Raw genomic sequence first — 26,084 nt, 5'->3', positions numbered from 1 at the left:
AACGAAACGATACAGTATGATTCAACGCACCGTAACGATCGTTCCGGAAGACGGCTTGCACGCACGGCCGGCCTCGAGATTCGTCGAGACGGCAAACGAGTACGACAGCGAGGTCACGGTCGCGCCAGTCGATGGTGATCCGGTCAACGCTGCGAGTATGCTCGCAGTGACCGGCCTGAACGCCCCGTCGGGCGAAGACGTCGTTATCACTGCCGACGGCCCCGACGAAGAGGCCGCGCTGGAAGCGCTCGAAGCAGTGCTCACCACGCCAGAATGACCTTTCGAGTATCAGGCGTCGCCGTCACGCCGCTGTCCGGTCTCGGAACGGTTCGCTGGTACCGAACCGGGGGGATACCCGGCGCAGAATCCGTCGAGGCCGACGACCCGGAGACCGAACTGGAGCGCTTCGAGGAGGCCAGAGGGAGCGCCCGTGAGGAGTTACAGCGTGAACGCGAACGGACGGCCGAACGCGTCGGTCGAGAGGAAGCGGCAGTGTTCGACGCCCACCTGCAGTTCCTGGACGATCCACAGATCACCGACAGTATCGAGGAAGCGATCGAAGAGGGGGACGCCGCAGAAGTCGGCGTAGACAGGGCGTTCGGGGACGCTATCGACCAGTTCGAGGGGATGGATGGAATGATGGCCGAGCGTGCCGACGACATGCGGGATATCCGAGACAGGCTCCGCAGGCTGCTCGCGGGCGACGAGCGGATCGACCTATCAGCGGTCCCGGAGGGAACGGTAATTCTCGCCGAACGTCTCACCCCGAGCGATACGGCCCAGCTCGATCCTGCCCGAGTTGCCGGGTTCGCGACGGTGACCGGTGGACGGACGTCCCACGCCGCCATCTTCGCACGATCGCTTGGCATTCCCGCGGTCGTCGGCGTTGGCGAGGAATTGCTGGAAATCGAGGAACAAACGACTGTCGCTATCGATGCCGAGAAGGACGCGGTGATCGTCGACCCTGACGAAGGGACTCGCGAGCGCGTTTCTGCTACTCGAGACGTCGAAATCCGGACGGAGCCCGTCGAGACGACAGACGGCACGGAGATCGAAGTCGCTGCAAACGTGGGTACCAGTGCGGAACTCCAGGGAGCGACCCGGCAGGGGGCTGACGGAATCGGCCTCTACCGGACCGAGTTCCTGTTTCTCGACCGCGAGCAGCCGCCCGACGAGGACGAACAGCTCGAGGTATACACTGACGCACTCGACGCGTTCCCGGACGGTCGGATCGTCGTCCGCACGCTCGATATCGGCGGTGACAAACCGATTCCGTATCTCGACGCTGACGAAGAGGAGAATCCGTTCCTCGGCGACCGTGGGATCCGCCGCTCGCTCGATGCGGACGCGGACCTCTTCGAGTCCCAACTCCGGGCGCTTTTGCGCGCTGCTACGGAAGGGGCCGGTCGTCTCTCGGTGATGTTCCCGCTCGTTACGACCGTCGAAGAACTCGATGGCGCCCTCGACACGGTCGATCAGGTCGCGACGACCCTCGAGAAAGAAGGTATTCCCTACGCCGTCCCCGAGATCGGGGTGATGATCGAAACGCCAGCGGCCGTTACGATGGCCGAAGAACTCGCCGAGCGCGTCGACTTTTTCAGTATCGGTACGAACGACCTGGCCCAGTACGTGATGGCTGCCTCCCGGGAGAGCGACGCCGTCGCCGACCTGCACGACCCCTTGCATCCGGCGGTCCTGCGTTCGATTCGTCGGAGCGTCGAGGCTGCTCACGACACCGACGCCTGGATCGGAATGTGCGGCGAGATGGCTGGCGACCCTGATCTGACCGAACTGCTCGTCGGTCTCGGCCTGGACGAGTTGAGTATGAGTGCGGTGACGATTCCGACGGTCAAAGCCGAGGTGACAGCCACCGAGAGCGAAACCGCTCGAGAACTGGCGGACCGCGTACTCAGTGCCAGTACGAAAGCGGAAGTTCACGAGTATCTCGAAGGCGAGTAAGCCCGTGCGTGTTCAGTTCGGATCAGGCCGGCGAACATGTTCACTGCCGTCGTCGTGGGACAACCGAGGCTCTCGTGACGAACTCATCCGCTGTATTCCGCAGGGGTCTTCTGACGGAGTCTGAGGAAGACGGTCGCTTTCTGCTGAATACAGATAGTTGGTCTTTCAAGATAGCCTGGCTGCTATAATGTTTAACTTACCTCACACCCCTATGGAGGACATGGAAACCGATCCATCCAGCCCGGAGGGATCCGCAATCGATCGATGGGATCAACTCCACGAGATCCTTGCCTCACAGGAACGCCGAATGATAATCTACTCGCTAAAGGACGCACCAGAGGAGAGGAGACTTCCACTTCCGGAAGCCGCGAAGGCACCCGACTCGTCGTGGGATTCAGAGAGAGCGGCCATGCGACTTGAGCACAGCCACCTCCCGAAACTGGCCGACGCTGGCTACGTCCGATGGGAGCGCGACCCGTTTTGCGTCCAGCGTGGCCACCACTTCGAGGAGGTCGAAGTTATGTTCAATCTTATAGAGGAATCGATTGATCGGTTTCCCAAGTCGCTGATCACTGGTTGTGATATCTATGAGGAACTGTATCACGATGTCAGACAATGATATTGTCGGCGAGGTGATCGAAGCGATAGCCCAATCGGATAATATGGATGCATCAGAGGTGGATTTCATCCTAGCGGACTATATCGATCCCGTAGTGTTGGAGAAGTTAGAGAACATGGACGACGGCGTCTGGGAATTTACCTTTCGTGTCAGCGACCACCAGGTGCGTCTAACGCACGGTGGAACGATATTTATCGATGGCATGAAATATGAGGCCTGTTCCGGAAGACAAAAATGACTCTTTGATGACTGATCTAGCAGAACCTACCGGCACACACAGCATCTTCACGAGTGGGAGTTCGACTCGCGGTGTATGCCGGTGCAACTGATCGGGAGAGGAAACGGCCCTGTCTACCTGGTCCGCCCTTGTTACATTCTCTGGCTGTTGTACGCGTTTTCTACGGGCTACTGGATGGCTGCCGGAATCGTGATTCCGTATCTCTCGGACTACACGATGTTCGACGAGCACGATGACGCGATCCGACAGCAGGCAAGCGGTGTCACCCTCGCAGTGTTCGGGTGGCTCGCGGCCATCGGGTTCCCGTCGCTGGGAGCGCTATCGACGACCACGTACCTCGAGTGGGGTCCGTGACGGCCACCCTCGGGACCACGACCGCCATCGTGTCTCACGTCTGCATCCCGCCTCGACTACTACCGATAGTATTGGACTCGAAAATCCGCGAGGAACGTCAAACACGCAACGAGAGTCAGACGGACCTTGCGGAGACAGTCGGTCTCCCGCCAGACGATCAATGCTATCGAACCTGACCGGTACGACCTCACTGGAACTCGCGTTCAAACTCGCAGCGTACGTCGATTGTGCAGTCGAAGATCCCTTCGATCCCGAACTCGACGACGTCGAGGAGTCGTGACCCCTCTATCGGTAGCGACTCTTGAGCGATTGCACGGTGACCTCATCACGAGAGAGACGTATTGCCTATTCGACGACCATCTTCAAGCCATCAGTGAAGGCGATCGTTTCACCGGTTCCCGTTTTCGGACGCCAGGGAGAGTTCTACTCGCCACTCCGAAACCGCCCTCTCGACGATTGTCAATCGTCCTGAGAACTCCCCTCGAGGCTGCCTCGCTCGGTCATCATCGACGTCCCGCGGTCGACCCACCGGCGACGGTAGTAGACGACCGCGAGGTAGGCGACCCGGAAGACGAAATCCAGGATGACAGCGAGGTAGGCCGCGACGACGCCGTAGCCGAGTTCGACGCCGACGACGTACGTGAACCCGAGCAGGAAGACGAAGGTCCCGACGAGGCGGGCGATGAACGGCGTGAGCGTCTCGCTGCCGCCCCGAAGCGACCCCGCGAGGACGATGTACGCGGCGATCAGCAGCGCCGCAATCGCGTACGCCTGCGCGAACCCGGTCGCGTACTCGACGGTCGCGGGGTCGCGGGTGAAAAGCAGGACGAACCGCTCGGCGAACACGAAAAGCGCTGCACAGAGCCCACCCACCGTGAGCACGCTCAGTCCGGTCGCCGCGAGCCCGTAGTAGTACGCCACACTCGAGTCGCCCTCGCCGAGCGACTGGCCGACCAGGATGTTGGCGGCGACGCCGTACCCCCGGCCCAGCGGCGAGGCGACCTGCTGGTACATCCGGCGGCCGATGTGGTAGGCGGCGTTGACCTCGGTCCCGAACGCGAGCAGGATCGCGTTGAACGGGAACTCGGCGATCATCTCGGAGACGCCCTCGGCGATGCGGGGCCAGCTGATGAGTACGAGTTGTTTGGCGATGACGAACCGCCGCGGCCGGACGTACTGGATGTCGCTTGCCGAACTGCCGATGATCGCCAGGAAGGTGACTGCGCCGAGTCCGTCGGCAAGCGCCGTCGCCGCGGCGATGCCGATCACGCTCAGTTCCGGCAGCGGTCCGACGCCGAACGCGAGCCCGACCGTCAGGAGGATGTTGAGCGCGTTGACCGCGCCGTTGACGTACATCGGCGTCTTCGTGTCGCCGGTCCCCTGGATCGACCGGGCGGCGATGAAGTTGACGTGGATAGCCGGAGCCGACACCATGACGAGCAGCAGGTAGGTGCTGCCGTACTCGATCACCTGGGCCATCGCGCCGTCCTCGGCGAGGGCCCCGAGCACGGCGATGGCCGACTCGTTGAGCAGTAGGCCGAAGAGAACGAACGGAATCCCGCCGAGCAGCCCGAGCAAAAGCGCCTGTGTCACCGCCTGGTCGCGGTTCGCAGTCGCGTCGGCGCCGGTGTCCTGGCTCGAGAGCGCGATCGCGCCGTCACCGATGCCGATTCCGAACCGGAGCGGAAACCGGGCGTAGATGTCCGCGAGGCCGACCGCGGCGACCGCCGCGGGGGAGAAGAAGCCGGCGACGATCAGGTCGGTCGTCCGCATCAGCGTCCGCAACACCTGTTCGGCCATGACGGGCCAGGAGAGGTCGAACACGCGGCGCCAGGCGCGCCACAGCCGACTCCCGACGAGAGCGAGGACTACCGACAGCACTGGCGATGAATGCCTGCCGGCGTGGTTAAAAACTGAGTTTGCGGAAGCGCTGGGGGTGTTTCGACGGCGCGGAACGGATACCTCCCGTTCGAACCGCTCGAGGCCGGTGTTCTACTCGTCTTCGACCTCGTCGTACGGCCACCGACCGCCGATCTTCAGCTCCTGGACGTACCCCTCGTCGAGCAACGCCTTCGTCTCCTCGCGGGAGCGCTGCGGGAACTCCCGGTCCGCCTCGGCCGCGGTGAACGCCGCGGAGGCGACGAGCACGGACAGTTCCCGGAGGTCGCGGACGTCGAGTTTGTCCAGCGTGTCGGCGTGGGTGTGACCCCAGCCGCGGCCGCTCGAGTCCGACGTCGAGGAGGTCATCGACGCGGGGACGCCCTCCTGGACGAACGCCCACTGGTCCCCGTGGGGGCTGATGGTGTCGTCCGTCTCGAGGGGCACGTCGTACTCGTCGGCGATCTCCTCGAAGAGGGTCGCGACGGCGTCGAACTCGTTGGCGTTGACCCGGAGGGTACGGGAGTTGCCCGCGCCGTCGAGGTTGATGACGCACTTCACGTTCTCGAGATCGAGCGTCGCCGCGGCGTGGGAGGCTCCCTGGAGGCCAATCTCCTCGGAGCCGAAGGGGACGAACCGGACCCGGGTCTCGAGGTCGTCCTCGACCCGTTTCAGCAGGCGGGCGATCTCACAGACCAGCGCGGTGCCAGCGCCGTTGTCGTTTGCCCCCTCGGCGATGTCGTGGGCGTCGACGTGGGAGGTCACCAGCACGACCTCGTCGGTGTCGGGCCCGAGTTCGCCGACGACGTTCACCGAGTCGGTGGGTTCGTTCCGGGCGTCGACCGCGAGTTCGACCGTCAGTTCGCCGTCCTCGGCGTGGCGGAGCAGCCGTCGGCCGACCTCCCTGGAGACGCCGACGGCGGGGATCGGCCCGGGGCGGTTGTCGTAGCCGATCTCGCCGGTCGCAGGCAGACAGCCCTCGACGTGGTTGCGGAAGACGAACCCGACAGCGCCGGCGTCGACCGCGCTGGCGTACTTCTCCATCCGATGGAGTCGCCGTTCGTGATCGTCGGGTGTCTCGCTCGAGGCCATCGCGACGTTCCCCTCGAGGTCGGCGTCCGCGAAGTCCTCGAGGCGGCCGTAGCCGACGTCGACCAGTTCAGCCTCGACGGTGCCGCTCGGGGTGCCGGGGAGGCCGATCACCTGATAGTCGGCGTCGTACGTCTCCGCGTGGGAGCGGGCGGTCTCGAGGGCAGCGTTCCCGCGCCACCAGCCGTCGATCTCGAACTCCTCGAGGGCGACGTTTCGCAGGCCGACCGCCTCGAAGGCCGCTTTCACGCGTTCCGCGCCCCGTCGTTCGCCTTCCTGGCCGGCCATCCGGTTCCCGATGTCGACCAGATCCTCGAGTACGTCCCAGTGGAAGGAACTCGTGTGTGCGTCGCCGACGACGCTGTCGGGTAGGTTCGTCATGGAGTGTGGGGGATCGGGAATCCCAAAGAAGGTACGGGATGCGGAAGTCGGGATCGCTCGATGTCACGACCGCGGTCGCCGACTCGAGGCCGCCAGGCGGAGATGTGCCGCTCAACTTACTTGGTCGGTCGGCTCCTCGAGACGGTCACCGCGACATGAACGAAAGTGCTGCCGGACTCAAACGCTGGACCCAGCGGTTCGTGGTCGCCAGCACGGCCGCGTTCGCGGCCACCCTGCTCTCGATCCCCGCCGGGGCCGACGGGCGAACGGTCGTCCTGCTCGGGCTGTTCGGCTTCGTCTGTCCGATGATCTTCGGGATGGGCTATCTCCTCCTGCCGCCTTACGCCGGACGGACGCTGTCCGAGCCACGGCTCGCCGGGGTCCACTTCGTCCTCGCGTACCTCGGTGTCGCCTTCCTCGTCGGCGGGTGGCTGCGTGACGGGATCGGGACCCTGTTTACGGCCGGGGCGGTGCTCTGGACGCTGGGCGTAGCCACTTTCGTCGGCTCGCTGGCCGCGACCGTCTGTCCCGTCCTCCTCGAGCGGCCCGGGGACGTGTTCAAACTGGGTGACCGCCCCCAGCGATCCACCAGGGTCGCGACGGCGGCGATCCCCGTCGCGCTGGGGTATCTCCTGATCGGGACGGTCGCACTGCTCGCGAGCACGCCGCTCGTCGAGCAGTCGGTCGCCTTCCCGCGCGTGAGCCACGTCTACGCGTTCGGGTTCGGCGCGGTGCTCGTGTTCGCCCTCGGTGCGCGCCTGCTGGTCGGCTTCTATCACGTCTCGCCGCCGCGGAGCCTCGCCTGGCCGACGCTCGCGGCCGGCGCGATCGCCCCGGCGTTTCTCGCTGCCGGGCTCGGCCGCCCGCGCTGGTTCCGCGTCGGCGCGCTCCTTGCCGGGATCGCGATGGTGTGTTACCTGCTCCTGGTGGCCGTCGTCGCCGTTCGAACCGACCGCTCCCGGACCGAACTCGCCGGAATCGGGCTGGGGGCGCTCGCGGGCGCGCTTGCCGTCGCAGTCGCCCTCCCGCTGGCGTTCGGTGCCGGCATCGAGGACGCCGTGGCGGTTCACCGGACCCTCGTACTAGCTGGCTTCTTCCCGCTGACGATCGCCGGCTACGCCTACCAGTTCTTCCCCGTCCCCGACGGCCGGTTCCCCGGCGCGAGCGAGCGGACGGTGGCGCTCTCGATCGCGCTCCTGGCGTCCGGAGTCACCGTCCAGGCGGCCGGCATCGCCTGCGGGACCGCCCAGACCCAGGTTCGATCCGTCGGCGTCGCGCTCTCGTTCGTCGGTGCTGTCGTCTACGGCGGCCTGCTCGCGGGACGGTTCGCGACGTGACCCCACTCCCAATCTGATTTGGAACTGTCCTCTTTGCCGAACAGTCACGAGTCCCTATATGGTCACGAACGACTGCGACCGGTCGCCCGACGAACCCCTCCTTCGAACCGAGCGCCGCGAGTCGGAGTCGATACTCCAGACCCTCGTGCGAGCGATCGCTGCCGCCGAGGGGGTCCCCGCCGCCGAACTCGAGGCGTTATACGAAAGCGTCGACGCCGGGGCCCTCGCGGAGTTGCTCGAGCACGCCGACCGTCGCGGGACCGAGGTGCGAGTCGGGTTCACGGTCGGGGAGTACGACGTCGTCGCGTCGCTCGAGGAGACGATGACGGTTCACGTCTACGACGGGCAGTGAGGTCGTTCGGGGAGAACTGCACTTTCACCTGATTTCCCGTAAAAACTTTGAAGCCGCTCGGAACGAACCGTTCAGAGCCCGTAGTCCGACAGCGAGTGCTGGTGTTTCCAGTAGCCGACGACGGCGTCGACGTCGAAGACCAGCTTCCCGTCGGTCAACTCGAGCGTGATCTCTTCGGTGCCGATCTCGGTGTCGTGGCGGTGCAACTCGAGCGGTTCCTCGAACGTTTCGACGGTTACCATCAGTTCGCCCGCGGCCTCGAGTTCCGCTTGTAACGTGTCGGCGTTCATGACTCCGTTCGAATGATTCACCAGCGCCGGCATAAACGACGAGCGCGGTTCCCAGCGGCTGGTTATCGGCGTCGGGACGCCGTCTCGAGGTCTCGTTCGGCTCGATTACCCTCGTATAGGCACCATTGGAGTGGAAAACTGGAGCTGGCTATCCGAAACGGACTCGGCGGCGCGATTTATGGGAGTCGACCGCGACCGTCGAGATATGTACGATCGGATCCTCGTTCCGACCGACGGGAGCGATTACGCCGAGCGGGCGGCGAGTCGCGCGTTCGACCTCGCGGAGACGGCCGACGGCACGGTGTACGCCATCAGCATCGCCGAAACCGGGCCGCTGGGCTCCGTTCGCCTCCCGGGGGACGACGCGAGCGCGGCCGACGTCCTGACCGACCGCGCGGCGACGTTCGTCGAGCGACTCGAGGAACGTGGGGCCGACCGCGGAATCGACGTCGAAGGGGAAGTCAGGACGGGCGTCCCGGTTCACGAGATCCTCGAGTATGCCGACGAGGTGGATGCGGAGGTCGTCGTCATGGGGACGCGGGGACGGGGTGGCGTCGGCCGACTGATGCTCGGGAGCGTCACGGACGGCGTTACCCGTCACGGCGATCTCGACGTGCTCGTGGTCGGGAAGCGGGACTGATACGGCTTGCTGTCCCGATCTACCGGTGCAACCGCCCCCGGGTCGCGGGTGCGCCGGAACTGACGGACAGTAAACCGCACGACTCCACACGGACGACGTGCGAGCGACGGCTCGGTTCACTCGCCTCACTCCTCACCCCTCACTCGCTCGAGCGGCGTTCCGCGCCCGCATCGGTCCTCGTTGCGATCGCCTTCGACCGGCGGCCAAGCCCCCAGCCGAACAGCGCGAGTCCGACGAAAACGGCGACCGCCTGAAGGGCGTGGGCCGCCGGGACGGCTTCCGGCGTGAACCCCCAGGCGTCGAGACCGAGGCTCAACAGAAGCGCAACCAGAAAGAGCCCCAGACCGGCGTCGGCCGCGCGCATGTTCGGCAGGGTTTCCGGCGTGGAGAAGAGCCGACCGACGACGTAGAACAGACAGGTGTAGGGTACCCAGCCGAGTCCGACGTATCGCACCGCCCGAGAGCTATCCCCGGCGAGAACGAGACGCGGGATCAACCCGAGGTAGACGATCCCGGTCACGAGCAGGCACCCGACCAGCAAAACCCACTGCCGTCGTTGCCCCGCGTCCATAGCTACGACGAGACTGGCGGAACTGTTCAATCTATCGATCGGTTCGACGCCGGCGCCGACCCGATCGACCGCAGTCAGCGGGATCACCGACGTATTTGTGTTCGGTCTTCGAACACGACGTATGGATCGTCCCACGATCGACGGCCCCCTCGCCAGACACCGATGAGAGGGTACTACCTCCGGTATCTACAGGTTCTCGTCCGGTTTCTCCCCGTCGCCATCGCCTTCCTCCGTGATCGTCGCCGGTTCCTGCTGTTCGGCCCATCGCGGCAGGTGACGACGGCGGTCCACCGCGAGCGTGCCCAGCGACTGACCGATATCATGCTGGATCTCGGCCCCGCGTTCATCAAGGTGGGGCAGGTGCTCTCGACGCGCCCCGACATCGTCCCCCCGACCTACGTCGAAGCGTTCGCTACCCTGCAGGACGAGGTTCCCGAAGACGCCGGCGGCGATCCGATGACCGTCGTCGAGGCGGAACTCGGCGACGATCCAGCCGTCGACTTGGAGACGCTCGAACCCGTCGCGGGCGGGTCGCTCGCGTTCGTCTACACGGCCGAGTTCGACTCCGAGAGCGGACGGGAACGGATCGCACTGAAGGTGCGACGCCCGGGGCTCGTCTCGCTCGTCGAACGGGACCTGCGCGTCATTCGGGGATTCGTCCCGATCCTGGCGGCGTTCGCCGACGAGCGCCAGCGCTACTCGATCCGGAATCTCGCCGACGACTTCGAGGAGATCATCCTCCAGGAGCTGGACTTCGCCCGCGAGGCCTCGATCATGGCCGAGATCGGCGAGAACTTCGCGGACGAGGACCGGGTCGTCGTCCCCGAGACGTACGACGACCGCTGCTCGAAGCGGCTGGTGGCCATGGAGTACGTCGAAGGCCGTAAGATCACCGACGACGACGCACTCGAGGCGGCGGGGATGGGCCGGACGGAGCTAGCGACGTTGATCGCCCGCACCTACCTCCGGATGGGGCTGGTCGACGGCGTGTTCCACGCGGATCCTCACCCCGGAAACCTCGCCGTGACCGAGGGTGGACGGCTCGTGATCTACGATTACGGGATGAGCCAGCGGCTCACGCGCCAGGAACAGGACGAGATCACCGACCTCTACCGGACGCTCGTCCGGCGGGACGTCGACGGCCTGTTGAACACGCTCATCGCCCTCGAGGTGCTGGACCCCGACGTCGACCGGGTCGCGGTCAGACAGGTGCTCGAACTGGTGATCGAGAACCTCGAGGGCCGGGGCGACGTCACCTGGCGGCTGATCGTCACGGAACTGCTGTCGATGCTCCATGACTTTCCGTTTCGGATCCCGCCGAACGTCATGTTGCTCATGCGGGTGGGGACAGTCGGCGAGGGAGTCTGTCGGAGCCTCGACCCCGAGTTCGACTTCATCGCGGTGACGCGATCGTTTCTCGTCGACTACGGGTTCATCGAGGGCGAGTTCGAGGCGCTGCTCGAGGACGTGAAGGCGGATTTCCGGCGTTCTGCACCGGTCGTGGCGGGGCTACCGGCTCGGGCTGACGCCGTCCTTGGCCAACTCGAGCGGGGCGAACTCCTCGTCCGGACCGAGCCGGTCGAAAGGCCGACCGGCGGCGATCCGGGCGTCGGGTACGCCGTCCTCGCGGCCGCGCTGTTCGTAACGGCTGGGCTGTTGGCGTTCCAGGAAGGGGCGTACGAACTCCTGAGTCTCGCGGGGGCGCTGCTGGCGCTTGCCCAATACGTTCGCGTCCGGTGGACGTCGGCGCTGTGACGTGCTCGAGTTAGTGTATGTCGAGTCGTATTAACAAAACATACTGGGATTTAATAATGAATCACTGCTCCATAATAGATGATGTGCAGAATGATATAACCGAGAAAAGTCATTCTATCGGAATTATTTTCGCCGTCACAAGAGAGCTGTCTGTAATAGAGATACTGCACTCTCGTCGGAGTTTTAACAACACATCCCGATCAGGTGGGTTTTCTCGTCACTGTATTCGATAGATGGATCGGCTGATCGTCGACGGTCGAGGTATTAGTCAGGGTATCGTTATACTTTCATAGACGATGTGTTTTCCAGTCCATACTGATATCTAAACCCTTCGGGCGTTTCTGTCGGATCGAAAGTAGCTCGGGAGGGTTCGAACTGGAAGGATCTAGCCCCCCGTCAACTTCACGTGACGTCGACCAGTAGGTGTGTCCACCCCGATGAGTGCCACGACGGTCGAAAACGGGGTTGACTCGATCGAGCAGTCGAACGGGTATTTGAGTATGTCGAATTACACCGGTACTGCTGTAATTCGAGTGCCGGGAACTACCCGCCTCGCCTCGAGTGCGGAGACCACGGTCAGACAGCGGGAGGCCGCAATCCCACGAGCAAGGCGAAGAGAACGGTACTCTCCCTCTTACAAGGGAATGCACGCCGAGAAGTGAGCAGCGGAGTGAGTACGAACGAAAAACCAGCAGGATTCGTTTGATTCTATCAAATCCTATATCGTGCTCGAGTCGTCTTTGGCGTGTTCGTGAGAAGGTAAGATCGGCAATATCAGTGCTTTAACGCCCAGATGTCGGTTATAGAGGTGTATTTCCACTACTTGCGGGTCCATCGTGTTCCTCCCTGGGTTTGGCTATCTCAAATCAATCATATGGCGATTTTGCCAGGCCTCTCGACCGCCGAATCCGGAGTTCTCTCGTTACGACCGCTGTTCACGTTACGATCGAGAACCTCGAGTGGACCGCCCGGATACCATCGGCGATTGGGGGCCGCTGCGTATCGACGACTGCGAACGCTCTCGAGAGTCGGGAGACACATTTTCGTCGTCCTCGAGGGCTGAGAGCCGACAACTCGATGGAAGTCGTATCGGTAACGATGGTCGGAGGGGCGTATTTGACTATTTTCAATCGGTGGGCAGATGAGGGCAGTATAAGATGCTACTCTGCGTGCGTTCGAATATGAAACCGGACACGTCGGACGCGGACGAACCCCGCCAGATCAAATCCGTTCACAAAGCGATCGACATCGTTCACGCGATCAAAGACAGGCGAGGCGCCACGTTACAGGAACTCACCGACGACCTGGAACTGACGAAATCGACGATATACACGTACCTGGCGACGCTTCGCCAGGAGGGGATCGTAACACAGGAGGACGACGGTGCCTACCAGATCGGGTACTGGGTCATTCCCATCTCGAACTACGCACGTAACAACACCGACCTCTATCGGATCGGGCGGGACGAAATCGACGAACTGGCCGACCAGACCCGTCACACCGCTCACCTGGTCACCGAATCGAACGGGGACCAGATCGTACTCTACGAAGCGATGGGGGAAGACGCGGTGACCAGCGACTACCACCTCAGGATGCGAGAAACTCCGCGCCAACTCTACACGAGCGCGGCCGGCAAGTCCATACTCGCGTTTCTTCCCGAGGAGCGTCGGGACGAGTTGATCGCGCGGACGGAGTTCGACGACGATTCCAACGCGATCTCCGATCGGGGAACGCTCCGCGAGCAACTGGCGGAGATCCGCGAACGGGGGTACGCGGTCAACGACGAAGAGGAGATCCGCGGGACCAGGTCCATCGGTGCACCGGTCCGTGGTCCGGGGGAAGCCGTCGCGGGTGCCGTCAGCGTCACCGCACCGAAAACTCGCCTGCAGAACGCACAGTTTACGGACGAGGTGCCGGAGCTGGTGATGGAAGCTGCAAACATCATCGAAGTGAAAATAGAGACAGAGTAAGACGCCGGGTTGGATAAACGGCTGTATATTTCAGCGATGCATTTACATACTTGTTGTCGAAACACCTAGCTGAATTCCCATGAGTAATCAATCCCCGAAGCACACGGACGACCTCCCGAAAGTACAGGCTACCGCCGAGTGGGACCCACTACAGGCGGTTCGGATGCATCTTCCGGGTACCGAAACGTTCGTCGGGATCATGGACCCCGAACCGAACCTTTTCCTCGACGACTTCTCGCTCGTCGAGGCCCAACAGGAACATCTCAGCCTCTCCCGGGACCTCGAGGAAGCGCTGCCCGTTGACGACCCGATCCACTACCTCCACGACGACCTCGCCAACGGCGGCGGGATGAGCGCGCTGCTCTCGTCGCGTGTCGACTTCGATCTCAGCGAACTCGAGGAGGAGGTCCGGGTGAATCGGCGGGACGAATTGTGGTCGCGACTGCACGAGCTCAACCCGCATACACAGATGCAGGCCGTCCTGAGCAATGCGAAGGTCATTCGCCATCGGGCCGACGCCGAGGAGGACGTCCCCGGGTCGAACCCCGACCGCTGGGACACGACGAGCGTCCAACTGGAACAGCCGCTTACGAACATGTACTTCCAGCGGGACCAGCAGTTCGTCACCAAGAACGGGGTCGTCCTCTGTTCGATGAAAGAGGACACGCGCAAGCCCGAGGTCGACATCGCTCGCGCATCCTGGAAGGCTCTCGACGGGAACCAGTTCGACGTCGATATCGTCGCGGACATGTCCCAGGTGCACGAACACGACGTCACCGAATACGTTCCGGAACGTGACGACATCCAGTCGACCGAAGTGCTCGTCGAAGGCGGCGACTTCTATCCCGCCGGCGAGTTCTCGCTCCTCGGGGTCTCGGCGAAGGTTCCGGAAGGCACTGCGTATCCGGAACATGACATCGCGGAGGACGATACCGAATACGTCCACCGGACCAGTTACGCGGCCGGCCATCGCCTCCTGATGGACGACGCGTTCGGGACGTCGGAAGTCGGACTCGTTCGCGCACCGTTCGAAGCCGCTCAGGAGAACAAGGACGACGACAACGGCGAAGTCGAGATGGACATCATGCACCTCGACACGTGGTTCAACTTCGTCGACGAGGACCTCGCCGTGGCCCACAAGGAGCTCGTGGACAACACGACTCTCGACGTGTATCGGCGAGTCGAGGACGAAGAGAAGCCGTACGTCCTGGATCGACCGGACGTGAACTTCGGCGATTACCTGCGTGAGAAGGGCTTCGAGATCGTCGACGTCTACGACTACGTCGATCCGGACCATCCGGACGTCGACACGGCACTGAAGGCGATCACGAACTTCCTGACGCTCGGCCCCCGTAAGATCCTCCCCGTCCGCTTCTCGGAGGACGACGACTGCGTCATGCGGCAGTTCGTGACGGGGCTGCAGGAGGACTACGACGTGACGGTCGTTCCCGACGGCGAAGGTCGGAAGATCATCAATCTCCGGGCAGGATACGGTGCGATTCACTGCATGACGACGCCGCTCCGTCGCGTTCCGGAGTAACGTCTCATCGAGCAACGTCAGAGGCACGGTCGCCGGTGTCCCCCTCGGCTGCGTTCGTCGTGATCCCTGCGCCGCTACTCGGTCGCCGTTCTTTGCGACCGCGGCGCAGCCGCTCGTTTTTGTTCTGCCCTACCGGGCTTCGGACGTCCAGTAGCCTTCGACGTCACGGGAAGCCAAAACGCCCCTGTGACGGCACAGTATCTGTACTCGGGCTACTCACACGTCCTGCGAACGTTCGTCACACCGACGCCTGAGAATCAGCATAAGAGTTTTCTGCTACCTGGAGAGAGTTCCAAGTACCCATGAGCTATACAGTCGTAGCTCTGGGTGGGAACGCCCTACTCAGAGGTGGCGAAGGATCGATCGAAGATCAGCGAGAGACGATTCGGGAGACTGTCCCACACTTCGTCGATCTTCACGAGCGCGGGCACGAACTCGTCTTCACTCACGGCAACGGTCCGCAGGTCGGACAGTTGCTCCTCCAGAACGAGGAGTCGGACTCCGTCGGGGAGAAGCCGCTCGACGTCCTCGGCGCTGAATCGCAGGCACAGATCGGCTACCTTCTCCAGCAGCAACTCCGCGAGGACCTCGGGGAAACCCCCGCGACCGTCATCACGCAGACGCTCGTCGACGGGGACGATCCGGCGTTCGACGATCCCACGAAGCGGATCGGTCCGTTCTACGACGAAGCCGAGGCCGAAGCGAAGGACTTCCCGGTCAAGGAGGACACGAACGGTAACGGCGAGGTCGGCTACCGGCGCGTCGTTCCGTCCCCCCAGCCGATCGAGATCGTCGAGTCGGACCGCATCCGAACGCTCGTGGAGACCGGCAAGCCAGTCATTAGCGTCGGCGGTGGCGGCGTTCCCGTCGTGGAAGACAACGGCGGGCTGACAGGGATCGAAGCCGTCATCGACAAGGACCGCGCCGCACAGGTACTTGCCACCGATATCGGTGCGGACGACTTCCTGGTGTTGACCGACGTCGAAGCCGTCTACCGGAACTTCGGGACCGACGACCAGGAACGACTCGACGAGCTCACCGCCGACGAGGCGGCCGAACTCCTCGAGGCCGGCGAGTTCGGTGAAGGGAGTATGGCACCGAAAGTCGAGGCGTGTATCGAGTTCGTCGAGAACGGCGGCGATCGGGCGGTTATTACGGCACCGGAAACCGCCACGGAGGCACTCGAGGGGGAAACCGGGACGACGGTCGTCCCGGCGGATCGATAACTAGCAGGTGGGAATAGCCAAAGAATTAAATACACAACCACAGGAAATACAAAACGATGCAGCACCTGATAGACATCAACGACATCGAGACCGAAGAGATCGAACAATTGTTCGAACTGACCGACGAGATGAAGGAGAACCCCGACGAGTTCTCCTCCGTGATGGACAACAAGACCCTCGTGATGCTGTTCGCGAAGCCGTCGACGCGGACGCGCCTGTCCTTCGAGACGGGAATGACCCAGCTCGGCGGCCACGGCATCTTCTTCGAGATGGGGTCCTCTCAGCTCAGCCGCGGGGAGCCCATCTCGGACGTCAGCCAGGTCATGTCTCGCTACGAGGACGCTATCATGGCCCGCCTGTTCGATCACGAGGAGATGATCGAACTCGCCGAACACGCCGACGTTCCGGTCGTCAACGGACTGACTGACCTCCTCCACCCGTGTCAGGCTCTGACCGACCTGTACACCCTCCACGAAAAGGACCGTCTCGACACGATCGCGTTCGTTGGCGACGGGAACAACGTCGCCCACTCGCTGATGCAGGCGTCCGCAAAGATGGACGTCGACTGTCGCATCGCCACTCCCGAAGGTATGGAGCCCGACGAGGAGATCCAGGAACGCGTCAGCGATGCTGACGTGACGGTCACCAACGACCCGTACGAGGCAGTCGACGGCGCGACCGCCGTCTACAGCGACGTCTTCGTCAGCATGGGCGAGGAAGACGAGCGCGAGGAGAAACTCGCCGAGTTCGACGGCTTCCAGGTCGACCAGGATCTCATGGACGCTGCTCGCGACGACGCCGTCTTCATGCACTGCCTCCCGGCCCACCGTGGCGAGGAGGTTACGGCTGAGGTCGCTGACGGTCCCCAGTCGGTGATCTTCGACCAGGCCGAAAACCGCATGCACGTCCAGAAAGCCATCCTCCATACGCTGGTCAACGAATAAGTCCGGATCGTCCCCTCGAACACCGACGGAAGCGGTCGAAACAAAACGCGTCGACATCCATCCCTAACCCGCTTTTCGGCTACAGCGCGCGTCGTGTGTAGCCACGGCACGGAGCCCTTCGAACCCGGTACCCACTTTCGACTTTGGCGATTCGCTCTCACGACCGAGGACCGACTGGACCACACCGAACTCCCAGTGTGTCTCTGAGACGGTCCGTCGCTGGGACGGCACGCGCCACGACACTGCTCTCGAGGGGGCACGGACACTCTCGAGAACCGAAACGATTGGTGTCGTCGTCCATCGCCGTCCCTAGAGGGAACTCGAACTCCTGCCCGATCCTACACAATTACCGCACGTTAATATATATCTATCAGCTACTGATATCGAAAGGCGTCGTGATCGATGCTCGCCCTGTGAGAGAGTGTGTGCCAAGCAGAGCCGTTCTGATGGACCCTGAGGGATTATTATTGGGAATTACTACCTACAGGAATAGGAATCAGCGGTAGTTTTATCCTAGTCTGAGATAAAGACCGAAGTGTAGGCAACGAGACCCTGATCAGAGCGTCGTAAGTGACGGCGAACCGATCAGTAACCACCTCACCGAAACAACAGGTAATCACAATGGTAGATTTCGAACCGAAAAGTTACGAGGATTTCGATCCCGAACGGCGACCGTCGTTCGGTGAAGCACTGTTACCGATAGCCGGGATGATCACGTTCCTGGCCGTCGGTATCGTCTATCTCGGGCTCGACGCACAGATGCCCCTGCTCTGGGGGATTGCCTTTATCGGGCTCATCGCACGATATCGCTGGGGATACTCGTGGGACGAGCTCTTCGACGGTATTTCGAACAGCATCGTGATGGGACTCGGGGCGATCTTCATCCTCTTCGTGATTTACATGTTGATCGCCTCGTGGATCGACGCCGGGACGATCCCCTTCATCATGTACTGGGGGCTCGAGTTCCTCACGCCGAGCGTCTTCGTCCCGCTTGCCGCACTCCTTTCGTTCGTGGTCGCCACGGCGGTCGGGTCCTCCTGGACCACGGCTGGCTCGCTCGGTATCGCACTGGTCGGTATCGGTGCCGGCCTCGGCATCCCCGAGCCGTTGACCGCGGGTGCGATCCTCTCGGGCGTCTACATGGGTGACAAGCAGTCGCCCCTGTCGGACACCACCCTGCTCGCGTCCGGTGTCAGTAACGTCGATCTGTGGGACCACGTTCGCGGGATGTTCCCGAACACGATCATCATCGGCGTCGTATCGCTCGTGCTGTACACGATCCTCGGGCTCACCGCCGATACGAGTAGCGGGGGCGATGCGGCCGGACAGGTCGCGGAAATTCAGGGCGCACTCGCCGGCACGTACGAACTGTCCATCCTCGTTTTGGTCCCCCTGATCATCACGTTCGGGTTCGCGATAGCGGGCTATCCCGCACTGCCGGCACTCGGTGCTGGCGTGTTCTCCGGTGCCGCCGTCTCGATCGTCATCCAGGGACGCGGACTCGCCGAGGCGTGGGATATCATCCACTACGGGACCGGTCCCGAAACCGGCGTCGAACTCGTCAACGAACTCCTCGCCAGCGGTGGCCTCAACGGCTCGATCTGGGTTATCACGATCGTCTTCGGTGCCCTGTCGATCGGTGGCCTGCTGGAGATCACCGGCGTGCTGGCGGTGCTCGCTCACAACACCGCCAAAGCCGTCCGTGGCGTCGGGAGCGCCACGCTCGCAACCGCCATCGGTCCGCTCCTGATGAACGTCCTCACGGCCGACCAGTACATGTCCATCGTCGTGCCGGGCATGACGTTCCGCGACCTCCACGACGAGTACGACCTCGACGGGACGAGCCTCTCCCGGACTCTCGAGGAGACGGGTACCGTCTCGGAGGCGATGATCCCGTGGAACTCCGGCGGCGTCTTCATGTCGGCCGCGCTGGGCGTGCCCGTGCTTAGCTACCTCCCGTACTTCTTCGTGGGACTGCTGTCGCCGATCCTGGTCGTCATCATGGGCTTCACCGGGTGGAAGATGTACATGAAGGAGCCGGAAGAACCGACGGAGCAGCCGGTCGAAGCGGTCGCGTAACGCTTGCGGACCGTTTTTCGTTTCTCTCTTTCTGCTGGATACCTCTTCCTCGAGGCCTGGAACCAAGACCCGTCATATGTCAGTCCCCACCTGTCGACAGCCGATGTCCGAAACGAGTTATAATATGATATCCTATGATTTTATTCCCAACGACTCAATACGTCCGTGAATTAGGCCTCAGTGCCCGAATAGCGACAGATATCCATCGAACACTATTTACTAGATTTTGTCATTTCTGGTTTCAGTTCGCCTTTCTATAATTAGTGCGAGCTGGAACTTGAAGTACACGAGTAACGAATGCCCACCCCGTCTACTGACGACGGACCGGCGACAAACCGACACCGTAACGAAAACGATCGAAGGGGGAGCCGAACTGTTTACAGGCGGTCAAGGCGAATGCCCCGGGGCTTGACCCCGAGGCGGTTCACATCTGCTCGAGTACGTCGATTCCGAGCAGGTCGAGCCCGTTCTCGAAGACCTGCGTCGTCGCCTCGGTCAGCACGAGACGCTCGTCCCGGGCCCTCTCGGCCTCCAGAACCTGGTTCTTGTGGTAGAAGGAGTTGAACACGTGGGCAAGCTCGAGGAGGTAGTGGGCAAGCGGCGCCGCGTCGTATCGCTCCTCACAGCGCTCCAGGACGATCGGGTAGCGAGCGAGTTCGTACAGCAGTTCCACGTCCGTCTCGTTGAAGTTCGACGGATCGATCTGGTCGGCAGCCGGGACGGCGTCCGCACCGTCGAGGATGCTGTACCCTCGAGTCGCCGCGTACTGGACGTAGGGTCCCGTGTCGCCCTCGAGCGACACCGACTCGTCGATGTCGAAGGTGATGTCCCGTGCCCGCTTGGAGGCGACCATCTCGTACTTGACAGTCGCCAGCGCGATTTTGTTCGCGACCGCCTGGATCTCGTCCTCGGCGCTGCGGCCCTTCTCCTCGACGATGTCTCGGGCGCGGTCCCGCGCACGGTCGAGCACTTCGCGAGCGGTGATGATCTGTCCCTTCCGGGTCGACATGCTGCCTTCGGGCAGGCTGATCAGGCCGTAGTCGATGTGCTTGAGCTTGATGTCGTCGTACCCCATCTTCCGTGCGGCGACGAACAGTTGCTGGAAGTAGCGTTCCTGCTCGTTCGCGACGACGTAGACGGACTGATCCGCGTCGTACTCCTGGAGACGGTACTCGATAGTCGCCAGGTCCCGGGTGCCATACAGCGTCGATCCGTCGGACTTGACGATGTAGAACGGCTCGAAGTCGGCGTCCTCGAGGTCGTCGCTTTCCTCGAGCATCTCGCGGGCGCGGTCGAGCGAGCGGTCGACGTCCGCTGCGTTCGGGTCGCCCACGTTCTCGTAATCGTCCGGGTAGATCGGGATGTACACCGCTTCGCCGTCCCCGCGCATGGCGACGTCGTTCTCGAGTGCCTTCTCGATGACGACGTCGTTCCAGCCCTCGCGGGCGTAGAAGCTCTCGCCCATCCAGATGTCGAAGTCGACGTCGAGGTCGGCGTAAGTCTCCTCGAAGCGGTCGATACTCACTTCCCGGAACGTCTCCCAGAGATCGACCGCCTGTTCGTCGTCCTGCTCGAGGCGTGCGAACCATTCCTTACCGCTTTCGGCGTGGTATTCCCGCTCCTCCTCGACGGACTCTCTGAACCGATCGGTGACGGGCTCGTTCTCCTCGAGGTCCTCGAGCATCGAGTCGCGCTGTTCGAACTGCTGGTAGAGGTCGAGCAGGTGTTCGATCGGGTCCGACTCGAAGTCCGACTCGTTACCGAACTCGGTGTACTCGTGCATCAGATTCCCGAACTGCACCCCCCAGTCACCGAGGTGATTGTCACGGGTGACGTCGTGGCCCCGCGCCTCGAGAACGTTCATGACGGCGTCGCTGAGGATCGTGTTCCGCAGGTGACCCACGTGGAGCGGCTTGGCGATGTTGGGAGAGGAGACGTCCGCGAGGATCGTATCCGATTCGGCGACCGTGCGGGTGCCGTACTCGGTCCCCTCCTCGAGGATCACCGACAGCGTCTCGCTCGCGAGCGCCGACCTGTCCGCGTGGTAGTTGATGTGGCCGCCCTCGACGGAGACCGTCTCGATCCCGTCCGGGAGCCCGTTCGCGCGATGGGCGTCCGCGATCGATTCCGCGACTGCGACGGGCGGTTCACCCGCGTCTGCTGCGATCGAGAACGAGAGCGGCGAGGAGAACTCCCCTTTTTCCTCGTCAGTGACGTCTTCGACTTCGATGTCGGAGATGTCGATTTCGTAGTCGTACCCCGCGTCCGCCGTCGCATCGCGGAGCCCCGTAATCAGATCCTGTCGAAGCTGATAAAGCATTATAGGTGGTCGTTTATTCCCCAGAAATATAAGTTCCACTACGATCGTTCCAGTATTATTATTGATACTTCGGCGGGGTTCCGTCCCGCGGTTCGACGGCAAAGAAAAGGCGGGACCTGGGTGCGGACCTTACTCGGGATCGATCAGCGAGGGGATGTCCTCGCTGACGATTTGTTCACAGTACCGACACCGCATCCCGTCGTCCAGCACTTCGAACCGGGAACTTACGGGTTCGTCGTTGGCGGTGATACAGTTCGGGTTCGGACAGGAGAGGACGCCCTCGACGACCTCGGGCCGGTCGACGCGGCGCTTTTCGGCGACTTCGTAGTTCCGGACGATGTTGATCGTCGCGTTCGGCGCGATCAGCGAGAGGACGTCGACCTCGTCCTGGTTCAGTTCGCGCCCTTCGATTTTGACGATGTCCTTGCGACCGTGGCGGTCCGACGAGACGTTCATCCCGACCGTGACCTGTTCGTCGTTCGTCCCGTCGATACCCAGGATGCGAAGCACTTTGAGCGCCTGTCCGGCACGGATATGATCGATGACGGTGCCGTCCTGAATCTTGCTGACGCGAAGGTGTTGATCGCTACTCATCGGTCTCACCTCCGGCGTTCGAGAGCAGCAGATCCAACAGCGCCATTCGGACGGGGACGCCGTTGTGTGCCTGTTCGAAGTAGGCCGCGTGGTCGGTGTCGTCGATTTCGGGTGCGATCTCGTCGACGCGGGGAAGTGGGTGCATGATCGTCAGGTCGTCGCTGGCGTCCTCGAGGTGGTCGGGGCCGATCTGATACTCGCCGGCGACTTTCTGGTACTCGTTTTCGTCGGGGAACCGTTCACGCTGGATCCGGGTGACGTAGAGGACGTCCAGGTCCGGCAGGATCCCCTCGAGGGAGTCGTGTTCGCGGATCTGGGTCCCCTCCTGTTCCTGGTGCAGGTCGTAGACGACCTCGCGGGGAAGCTGGAGGCTTTCGGGGCTGATGAAGTGCTGGTGGACGTCGAAGTTCGTCAGCGCGTGGGCCAGCGAGTGGACCGTCCGCCCGTACTTCAGGTCGCCCATGATCCCGATCGTCAGGTCCTCGAGGCCGGCGTTCTCGCGGATGGTGTAGAGGTCCAGCAGCGTCTGGGTGGGATGGTGGCCAGCGCCGTCGCCGGCGTTCAACAGCGGGACGTCGACGAACTCGCTTGCCATCTGGGCCGCCCCCTGCTTGGGGTGGCGCAGCACCAGCGCGTCCGCATACCCTTCGATGACCCGAACCGTGTCCGCGAGCGTCTCCCCTTTCTTGACGCTCGAGGAGTCGACCGAGCCCATGTCGACGATGTCGCCGCCGAGGCGTTTCATGGCGGTGTCGAAGCTCATTTTCGTGCGAGTGCTCGGTTCGAAAAAGAGGAGGCCGAGGACGGAATCGGGGTAGCGGTCGGCGAATGCCCCTGGGTTGGCATCGATCTCGGCTGCCCGGTCGAGGACGGTTTCGATGTCCGCCCGCGACAGTTGCTTGCTGGTGACGAGGTGGTCGAGGTGCATCACTCTGGGTGTCCGCTCCGCATAACTTGAATCTTCCCTTCCATCGTGAACCTGCTCGGGGGTGGTTTGCTATGGATGCACAGACCTGTATCGATACAGGTTTAAATACTAAATATCCCGTCCGGATCGAACGTTCCGGAGAAGAAACAGTGTTCGGGCGATTGGCCGAGGTCGCCGGTCGTCCCGTAGCCCGGTAGAAACAGGGTTGATAAGGCAGGAACCACCAGCGGGGGTATGAAGGTCGCCGTCGCCGGCACGTTCGGGCCGATCCACGACGGGCACCGGAACCTGTTCGACCACGCGCTTCGGTTCGGGACCGACGGCGTCGTCGTTGGGCTCACCAGCGACGCTTTTGCGACCGAAACCCGGACGAAGCCCCGCGAGATCCCCTCCTTCGAGCACCGTCGGGAATCCGTTGTCGAAACGATCGCCGAACTCGACGACCGGGGTCGCAACGTCGAGATCCACGAACTCGAGAGCGAGTACGGGATCGTCGGCGACGAACCATCGATCGACGCGCTGGTCGTCTCCCCGGAAACCGCGCCGGAACTCGAGACGATCAACCGTCTGCGACGCGAGGAGGGATACGAACCGCTGACGGGTATCGTCGCTCCGTACGTGCTCGCCGAGGACGGCGAGCGCATCTCGTCGACGCGCATAGTCGAAGGCGAGATCGACGAACACGGTCGGCTGCTCGAGTGATGCAGTTTACTGTCCGTTAGTTCCGACGCAACCGCCGCCCGGGTCGCGGTTGCGCCGGTCCGTCGGGACAGCGATCCGTATGAGTCGGGCCCACGACGCGTGAACGAGGTCCCCACCCGATCGGTCACCCGTGACGCTGACTGGCGTGACTCTCGAGAGCGTATCATACTAGCCGATCGGAGGGGAGCCGTTCGGTCTGTGAGTAAGCAGGGCCGTATGAAATCTCGATGGTCCAGTAGGATATCCGCTCTCCCCCGCTCGAGAGACTGGCGGTTCCGTATCGATCGGAGTCGCCTTTCCCGGACGAACTAAACCATGAATTACTCGAGGTATCGGCATACGGTCGATTGGTCCAGTGAGGGTATCGACCGGATTACATCGCCTCTCCTACATATTAAGATGACAATAGGATAGCCGACCCGTCTACTGAACAGAACGTAGGTGGCTCGTCACATCGTATATGCGTCGTCCCCTCGAACAGTACCGTATGCACGTCCTCGTTCCGATCGACGACTCCGACCCCGCTCGCGAGGCACTCGAGTACGCCTTCAGCAACGTCCCCGACGCCGAGTTCACCGCCTTGCACGTCGTCGAACCGTCGGTCGCCGCTCATCGCGGCGACGACGCGCCCTACGGCGTGGAGTTACCCGTCGCGACCGACGACGACCGTCTCGAGGCGACCTTCGGGCCCGCGCGGTCGCTCGCGGACGAGCACGGGTGTTCGCTGACGACCGAGGTACTCGCCGGCTCCCCGGCCCGGGCTATCGTCCAGTTCGCGACGGACGCGAACGTCGACCGTATCGTCATCGGCAGCCACGGCCGTACCGGGGTCAGTCGGGTCCTGCTGGGGAGCGTCGCGGAACGGGTCGTTCGGCGCGCGCCGGTGCCGGTGACCGTCGTCAGGTAGGGGCCGCGCGGCGGAGCCACGGTCACCGACCGTCGCCCGCCGTGTGCACGATCAGTTCCCCGGTCCAGTCTCCACTGGTATCTCGCTGACCGCGCTGTTCGCCGACGAGGTACCTGACTTCGACGACGACCGGGCCCTCGGACTCGGCGATGCGTTCGTAGATCCGATCGCTGAGTTCCGGATCTGGGCCGGGATCGGGACCGCGAACCGCCACCACGACGCGATCGATCGAGCGGACCGGATAGTCGTCGTCCAGAACGACTTCGACGGATTCCTCCTCGAAGTCGGCGTGTTCGGGTTCCTCGAGCGCGTCGGCGACCGCCTCGTCGGCGGACGATTTCAACTGGGTCGCCTGGAACTCGAGCAGCGTGATTCCGGCCAGCGGCGCGGCGAGGACGAGCAACGCGACCCCGAAGACGGCCCCGTAGGTGGCCGTACGCCTGCGCGTCGGCGACACGTCGAACAGGCCCTGCGGCCGGTAGCCGGCGACCCACAGCGTGACCAGTGCGGCGAGATTGATCGACAGGACGTTGACGACGACGAGCACGAGCGCTCCCACGGCCGCGCCGTACATCCCCCAGGCAACCGTGATGCCGACGGCCGCCGCCGGCGGGATCAGCGCGGCCGCGATCATCACGCCGACGATCGCTTCGGAGAAGCCCCGCGTCAGACTCAGGATACCCGCCACGCCGGCCCCGAGCGCGACCGCGATAGAGAGCAGGTTCGGCGAGACCCGCTCCTCGAGTTCGGCGACGACGACGATGTCGACGCCACCCGGTTCGAGCCCGCCGAGTCGGGCGAGCGTCGCGAGCCCGATCGATGCCAGGATCACGATGGCGACACCGAGCGTCTGGTACCGGAACCCCGTGGATCGCAGGTCGTCGTCGCCGGTGACGATGCCGACGCTGGCAGCCAGTGCGGGACCGAGCAACGGTGCGATAACCATCGATCCGACGACGACCGCGGGCGAGTCCGCCAGCAGTCCCGCAGTCGCGACGACGGCACTGATCAGCAGCATGACGAGGTATACCGAGAGCGACGGCGTGAACTCGTCCGCCTTCGTCCGCAACACCTGTCTCGAGGTCCGGGGGCCTCTCGTTCCGCCGCGGCTGTACCGCTCTAGCAGGTCGTCGAACTCGCTCGAAACGACCGTCTGAGCGTCGATGACGACGACGCGACCCGATTCGAGGCCGGCGTCGGCCAGTCGGTCGAGTACTGGTTCGACGGCACGGGTCGGGAGCGGAAGCCGAACGACCGCCGCATCGTCGACAGCGGACGCCGTCGCCTCCTCGGTGACGACGTACTCGATTCCTTCCTCGTCGAGTACGTCGAGGATGGCACGTCGACGATCGGCGGGGACGGTGATCTCGAGGTACCGCATCGAACGGGTCGACCACGGGCGGCGGGATAG

General features: G+C 63.0%; 24 protein-coding genes and 1 pseudogene. 17 read left to right on the top strand and 8 right to left on the bottom strand.

The genetic code is table 11. The features are described from left to right. Positions 1–16: 16 nt before the first annotated feature. From BM113_RS18945 to BM113_RS18920, 6 genes and pseudogenes are all read left to right on the top strand, one after another. The gene (locus BM113_RS18945; RefSeq protein ID WP_089789575.1) at positions 17–277 is read left to right on the top strand and encodes an HPr family phosphocarrier protein; all 261 of its coding nucleotides are present in this window, start codon (positions 17–19) and stop codon (positions 275–277) included. Continuing rightward, positions 274–1,959, top strand: a complete 1,686-nt coding sequence (gene ptsP, locus BM113_RS18940) for a phosphoenolpyruvate--protein phosphotransferase (RefSeq protein ID WP_089789574.1) — start codon at positions 274–276, stop codon at positions 1,957–1,959. The genes BM113_RS18945 and ptsP overlap by 4 nt, the downstream gene beginning before the upstream one ends. Positions 1,960–2,179: 220 nt before the next feature. Next, entirely contained in the window at positions 2,180–2,578 is a 399-nt protein-coding gene (locus tag BM113_RS18935) for a DUF7344 domain-containing protein (protein WP_245758109.1), read from the top strand. Then, complete coding sequence (locus tag BM113_RS18930; RefSeq protein WP_089789618.1) at positions 2,565–2,816, top strand: HalOD1 output domain-containing protein; 252 nt, start codon at positions 2,565–2,567, stop codon at positions 2,814–2,816. Before BM113_RS18935 ends, BM113_RS18930 begins: the two co-directional genes overlap by 14 nt. A 174-nt stretch (positions 2,817–2,990) precedes the next feature. Further along, a complete protein-coding gene (locus BM113_RS22030) occupies positions 2,991–3,170 on the top strand; it encodes a hypothetical protein (RefSeq protein ID WP_143095860.1) in 180 nt (59 codons plus the stop codon). Between the two features lie 71 nt (positions 3,171–3,241). Further along, positions 3,242–3,450 (top strand): annotated as a pseudogene (locus tag BM113_RS18920) (helix-turn-helix transcriptional regulator). A gap of 179 nt (positions 3,451–3,629) precedes the next feature. Here the strand turns inward: BM113_RS18920 and BM113_RS18915 are convergent. Beyond that, positions 3,630–4,970 carry an MATE family efflux transporter gene (locus tag BM113_RS18915; protein ID WP_089789571.1) on the bottom strand — a complete coding sequence of 447 codons (1,341 nt, stop codon included), beginning with the start codon at positions 4,968–4,970 and terminating at the stop codon, positions 3,630–3,632. Between the two features lie 192 nt (positions 4,971–5,162). After that, complete coding sequence (locus BM113_RS18910) at positions 5,163–6,518, bottom strand: M28 family peptidase (RefSeq protein WP_089789570.1); 1,356 nt, start codon at positions 6,516–6,518, stop codon at positions 5,163–5,165. A 155-nt stretch (positions 6,519–6,673) separates the two neighbouring features. Here BM113_RS18910 and BM113_RS18905 point away from each other — a divergent pair, with 155 nt between their 5' ends. Together BM113_RS18905 and BM113_RS18900 are read left to right on the top strand one after the other, a co-directional pair. Beyond that, the gene (locus BM113_RS18905) at positions 6,674–7,855 is read left to right on the top strand and encodes a hypothetical protein (protein WP_089789569.1); all 1,182 of its coding nucleotides are present in this window, start codon (positions 6,674–6,676) and stop codon (positions 7,853–7,855) included. A 58-nt stretch (positions 7,856–7,913) separates the two neighbouring features. After that, positions 7,914–8,207, top strand: a complete 294-nt coding sequence (locus tag BM113_RS18900; RefSeq protein ID WP_089789568.1) for a HalOD1 output domain-containing protein — start codon at positions 7,914–7,916, stop codon at positions 8,205–8,207. Positions 8,208–8,278: 71 nt separating this feature from the next. Here the strand turns inward: BM113_RS18900 and BM113_RS18895 are convergent, their stop codons facing one another. Continuing rightward, on the bottom strand, positions 8,279–8,497 hold the full coding sequence (locus BM113_RS18895; protein ID WP_089789567.1) for a hypothetical protein: 219 nt from the start codon (positions 8,495–8,497) through the stop codon (positions 8,279–8,281). 205 nt (positions 8,498–8,702) lie between these two features. On the opposite strand from BM113_RS18895, the gene BM113_RS18890 reads away from it, so the two are divergent. Continuing rightward, on the top strand, positions 8,703–9,137 hold the full coding sequence (locus BM113_RS18890; protein WP_089789617.1) for a universal stress protein: 435 nt from the start codon (positions 8,703–8,705) through the stop codon (positions 9,135–9,137). A 139-nt stretch (positions 9,138–9,276) separates the two neighbouring features. On the opposite strand, the gene BM113_RS18885 is transcribed toward BM113_RS18890, so the two are convergent. Then, complete coding sequence (locus tag BM113_RS18885; RefSeq protein ID WP_177209225.1) at positions 9,277–9,708, bottom strand: hypothetical protein; 432 nt, start codon at positions 9,706–9,708, stop codon at positions 9,277–9,279. Between the two features lie 162 nt (positions 9,709–9,870). Here BM113_RS18885 and BM113_RS18880 point away from each other — a divergent pair, with 162 nt between their 5' ends. From BM113_RS18880 to arcD, 6 genes are all read left to right on the top strand, one after another. Further along, positions 9,871–11,463 (top strand): ABC1 kinase family protein, encoded by a 1,593-nt coding sequence (locus BM113_RS18880; protein WP_089789565.1) that lies wholly within the window; start codon positions 9,871–9,873, stop codon positions 11,461–11,463. Positions 11,464–12,644: 1,181 nt separating this feature from the next. Beyond that, on the top strand, positions 12,645–13,433 hold the full coding sequence (locus tag BM113_RS18875) for an IclR family transcriptional regulator (RefSeq protein WP_089789564.1): 789 nt from the start codon (positions 12,645–12,647) through the stop codon (positions 13,431–13,433). Between the two features lie 79 nt (positions 13,434–13,512). Beyond that, positions 13,513–14,973, top strand: a complete 1,461-nt coding sequence (gene arcA, locus BM113_RS18870; RefSeq protein WP_089789563.1) for an arginine deiminase — start codon at positions 13,513–13,515, stop codon at positions 14,971–14,973. A gap of 302 nt (positions 14,974–15,275) precedes the next feature. Further along, positions 15,276–16,199 carry a carbamate kinase gene (gene arcC, locus BM113_RS18865; RefSeq protein WP_089789562.1) on the top strand — a complete coding sequence of 308 codons (924 nt, stop codon included), beginning with the start codon at positions 15,276–15,278 and terminating at the stop codon, positions 16,197–16,199. Positions 16,200–16,255: 56 nt separating this feature from the next. After that, a complete protein-coding gene (gene argF / locus BM113_RS18860; RefSeq protein ID WP_089789561.1) occupies positions 16,256–17,143 on the top strand; it encodes an ornithine carbamoyltransferase in 888 nt (295 codons plus the stop codon). 621 nt (positions 17,144–17,764) lie between these two features. Then, positions 17,765–19,222, top strand: coding sequence for an arginine/ornithine antiporter ArcD (gene arcD / locus BM113_RS18855; RefSeq protein WP_089789560.1), 1,458 nt, complete (start codon positions 17,765–17,767; stop codon positions 19,220–19,222). A 424-nt stretch (positions 19,223–19,646) separates the two neighbouring features. Here arcD and BM113_RS18850 read toward each other — a convergent pair whose 3' ends face one another. From BM113_RS18850 to pyrB, 3 genes are all read right to left on the bottom strand, one after another. Then, a complete protein-coding gene (locus tag BM113_RS18850) occupies positions 19,647–21,542 on the bottom strand; it encodes an arginine--tRNA ligase (RefSeq protein WP_089789559.1) in 1,896 nt (631 codons plus the stop codon). Positions 21,543–21,671: 129 nt separating this feature from the next. Continuing rightward, positions 21,672–22,136 carry an aspartate carbamoyltransferase regulatory subunit gene (pyrI, locus tag BM113_RS18845; protein ID WP_089789558.1) on the bottom strand — a complete coding sequence of 155 codons (465 nt, stop codon included), beginning with the start codon at positions 22,134–22,136 and terminating at the stop codon, positions 21,672–21,674. Continuing rightward, positions 22,129–23,064, bottom strand: a complete 936-nt coding sequence (gene pyrB / locus BM113_RS18840; protein ID WP_089789557.1) for an aspartate carbamoyltransferase — start codon at positions 23,062–23,064, stop codon at positions 22,129–22,131. Before pyrB ends, pyrI begins: the two co-directional genes overlap by 8 nt. Positions 23,065–23,298: 234 nt before the next feature. Here pyrB and BM113_RS18835 point away from each other — a divergent pair, with 234 nt between their 5' ends. Next, positions 23,299–23,766 carry a phosphopantetheine adenylyltransferase gene (locus tag BM113_RS18835; RefSeq protein ID WP_089789556.1) on the top strand — a complete coding sequence of 156 codons (468 nt, stop codon included), beginning with the start codon at positions 23,299–23,301 and terminating at the stop codon, positions 23,764–23,766. Between the two features lie 487 nt (positions 23,767–24,253). Beyond that, a complete protein-coding gene (locus BM113_RS18830) occupies positions 24,254–24,673 on the top strand; it encodes a universal stress protein (protein WP_089789616.1) in 420 nt (139 codons plus the stop codon). A 22-nt stretch (positions 24,674–24,695) separates the two neighbouring features. On the opposite strand, the gene BM113_RS18825 is transcribed toward BM113_RS18830, so the two are convergent. Further along, the gene (locus tag BM113_RS18825) at positions 24,696–26,054 is read right to left on the bottom strand and encodes a TIGR00341 family protein (protein WP_089789555.1); all 1,359 of its coding nucleotides are present in this window, start codon (positions 26,052–26,054) and stop codon (positions 24,696–24,698) included. Positions 26,055–26,084: the final 30 nt, after the last annotated feature.

The sequence above is a fragment of the Natronobacterium haloterrestre genome (genome assembly GCF_900112205.1).
Taxonomy (GTDB): domain Archaea; phylum Halobacteriota; class Halobacteria; order Halobacteriales; family Natrialbaceae; genus Natronobacterium; species Natronobacterium haloterrestre.
This window is presented reverse-complemented; position numbering and strand designations above follow the sequence as displayed.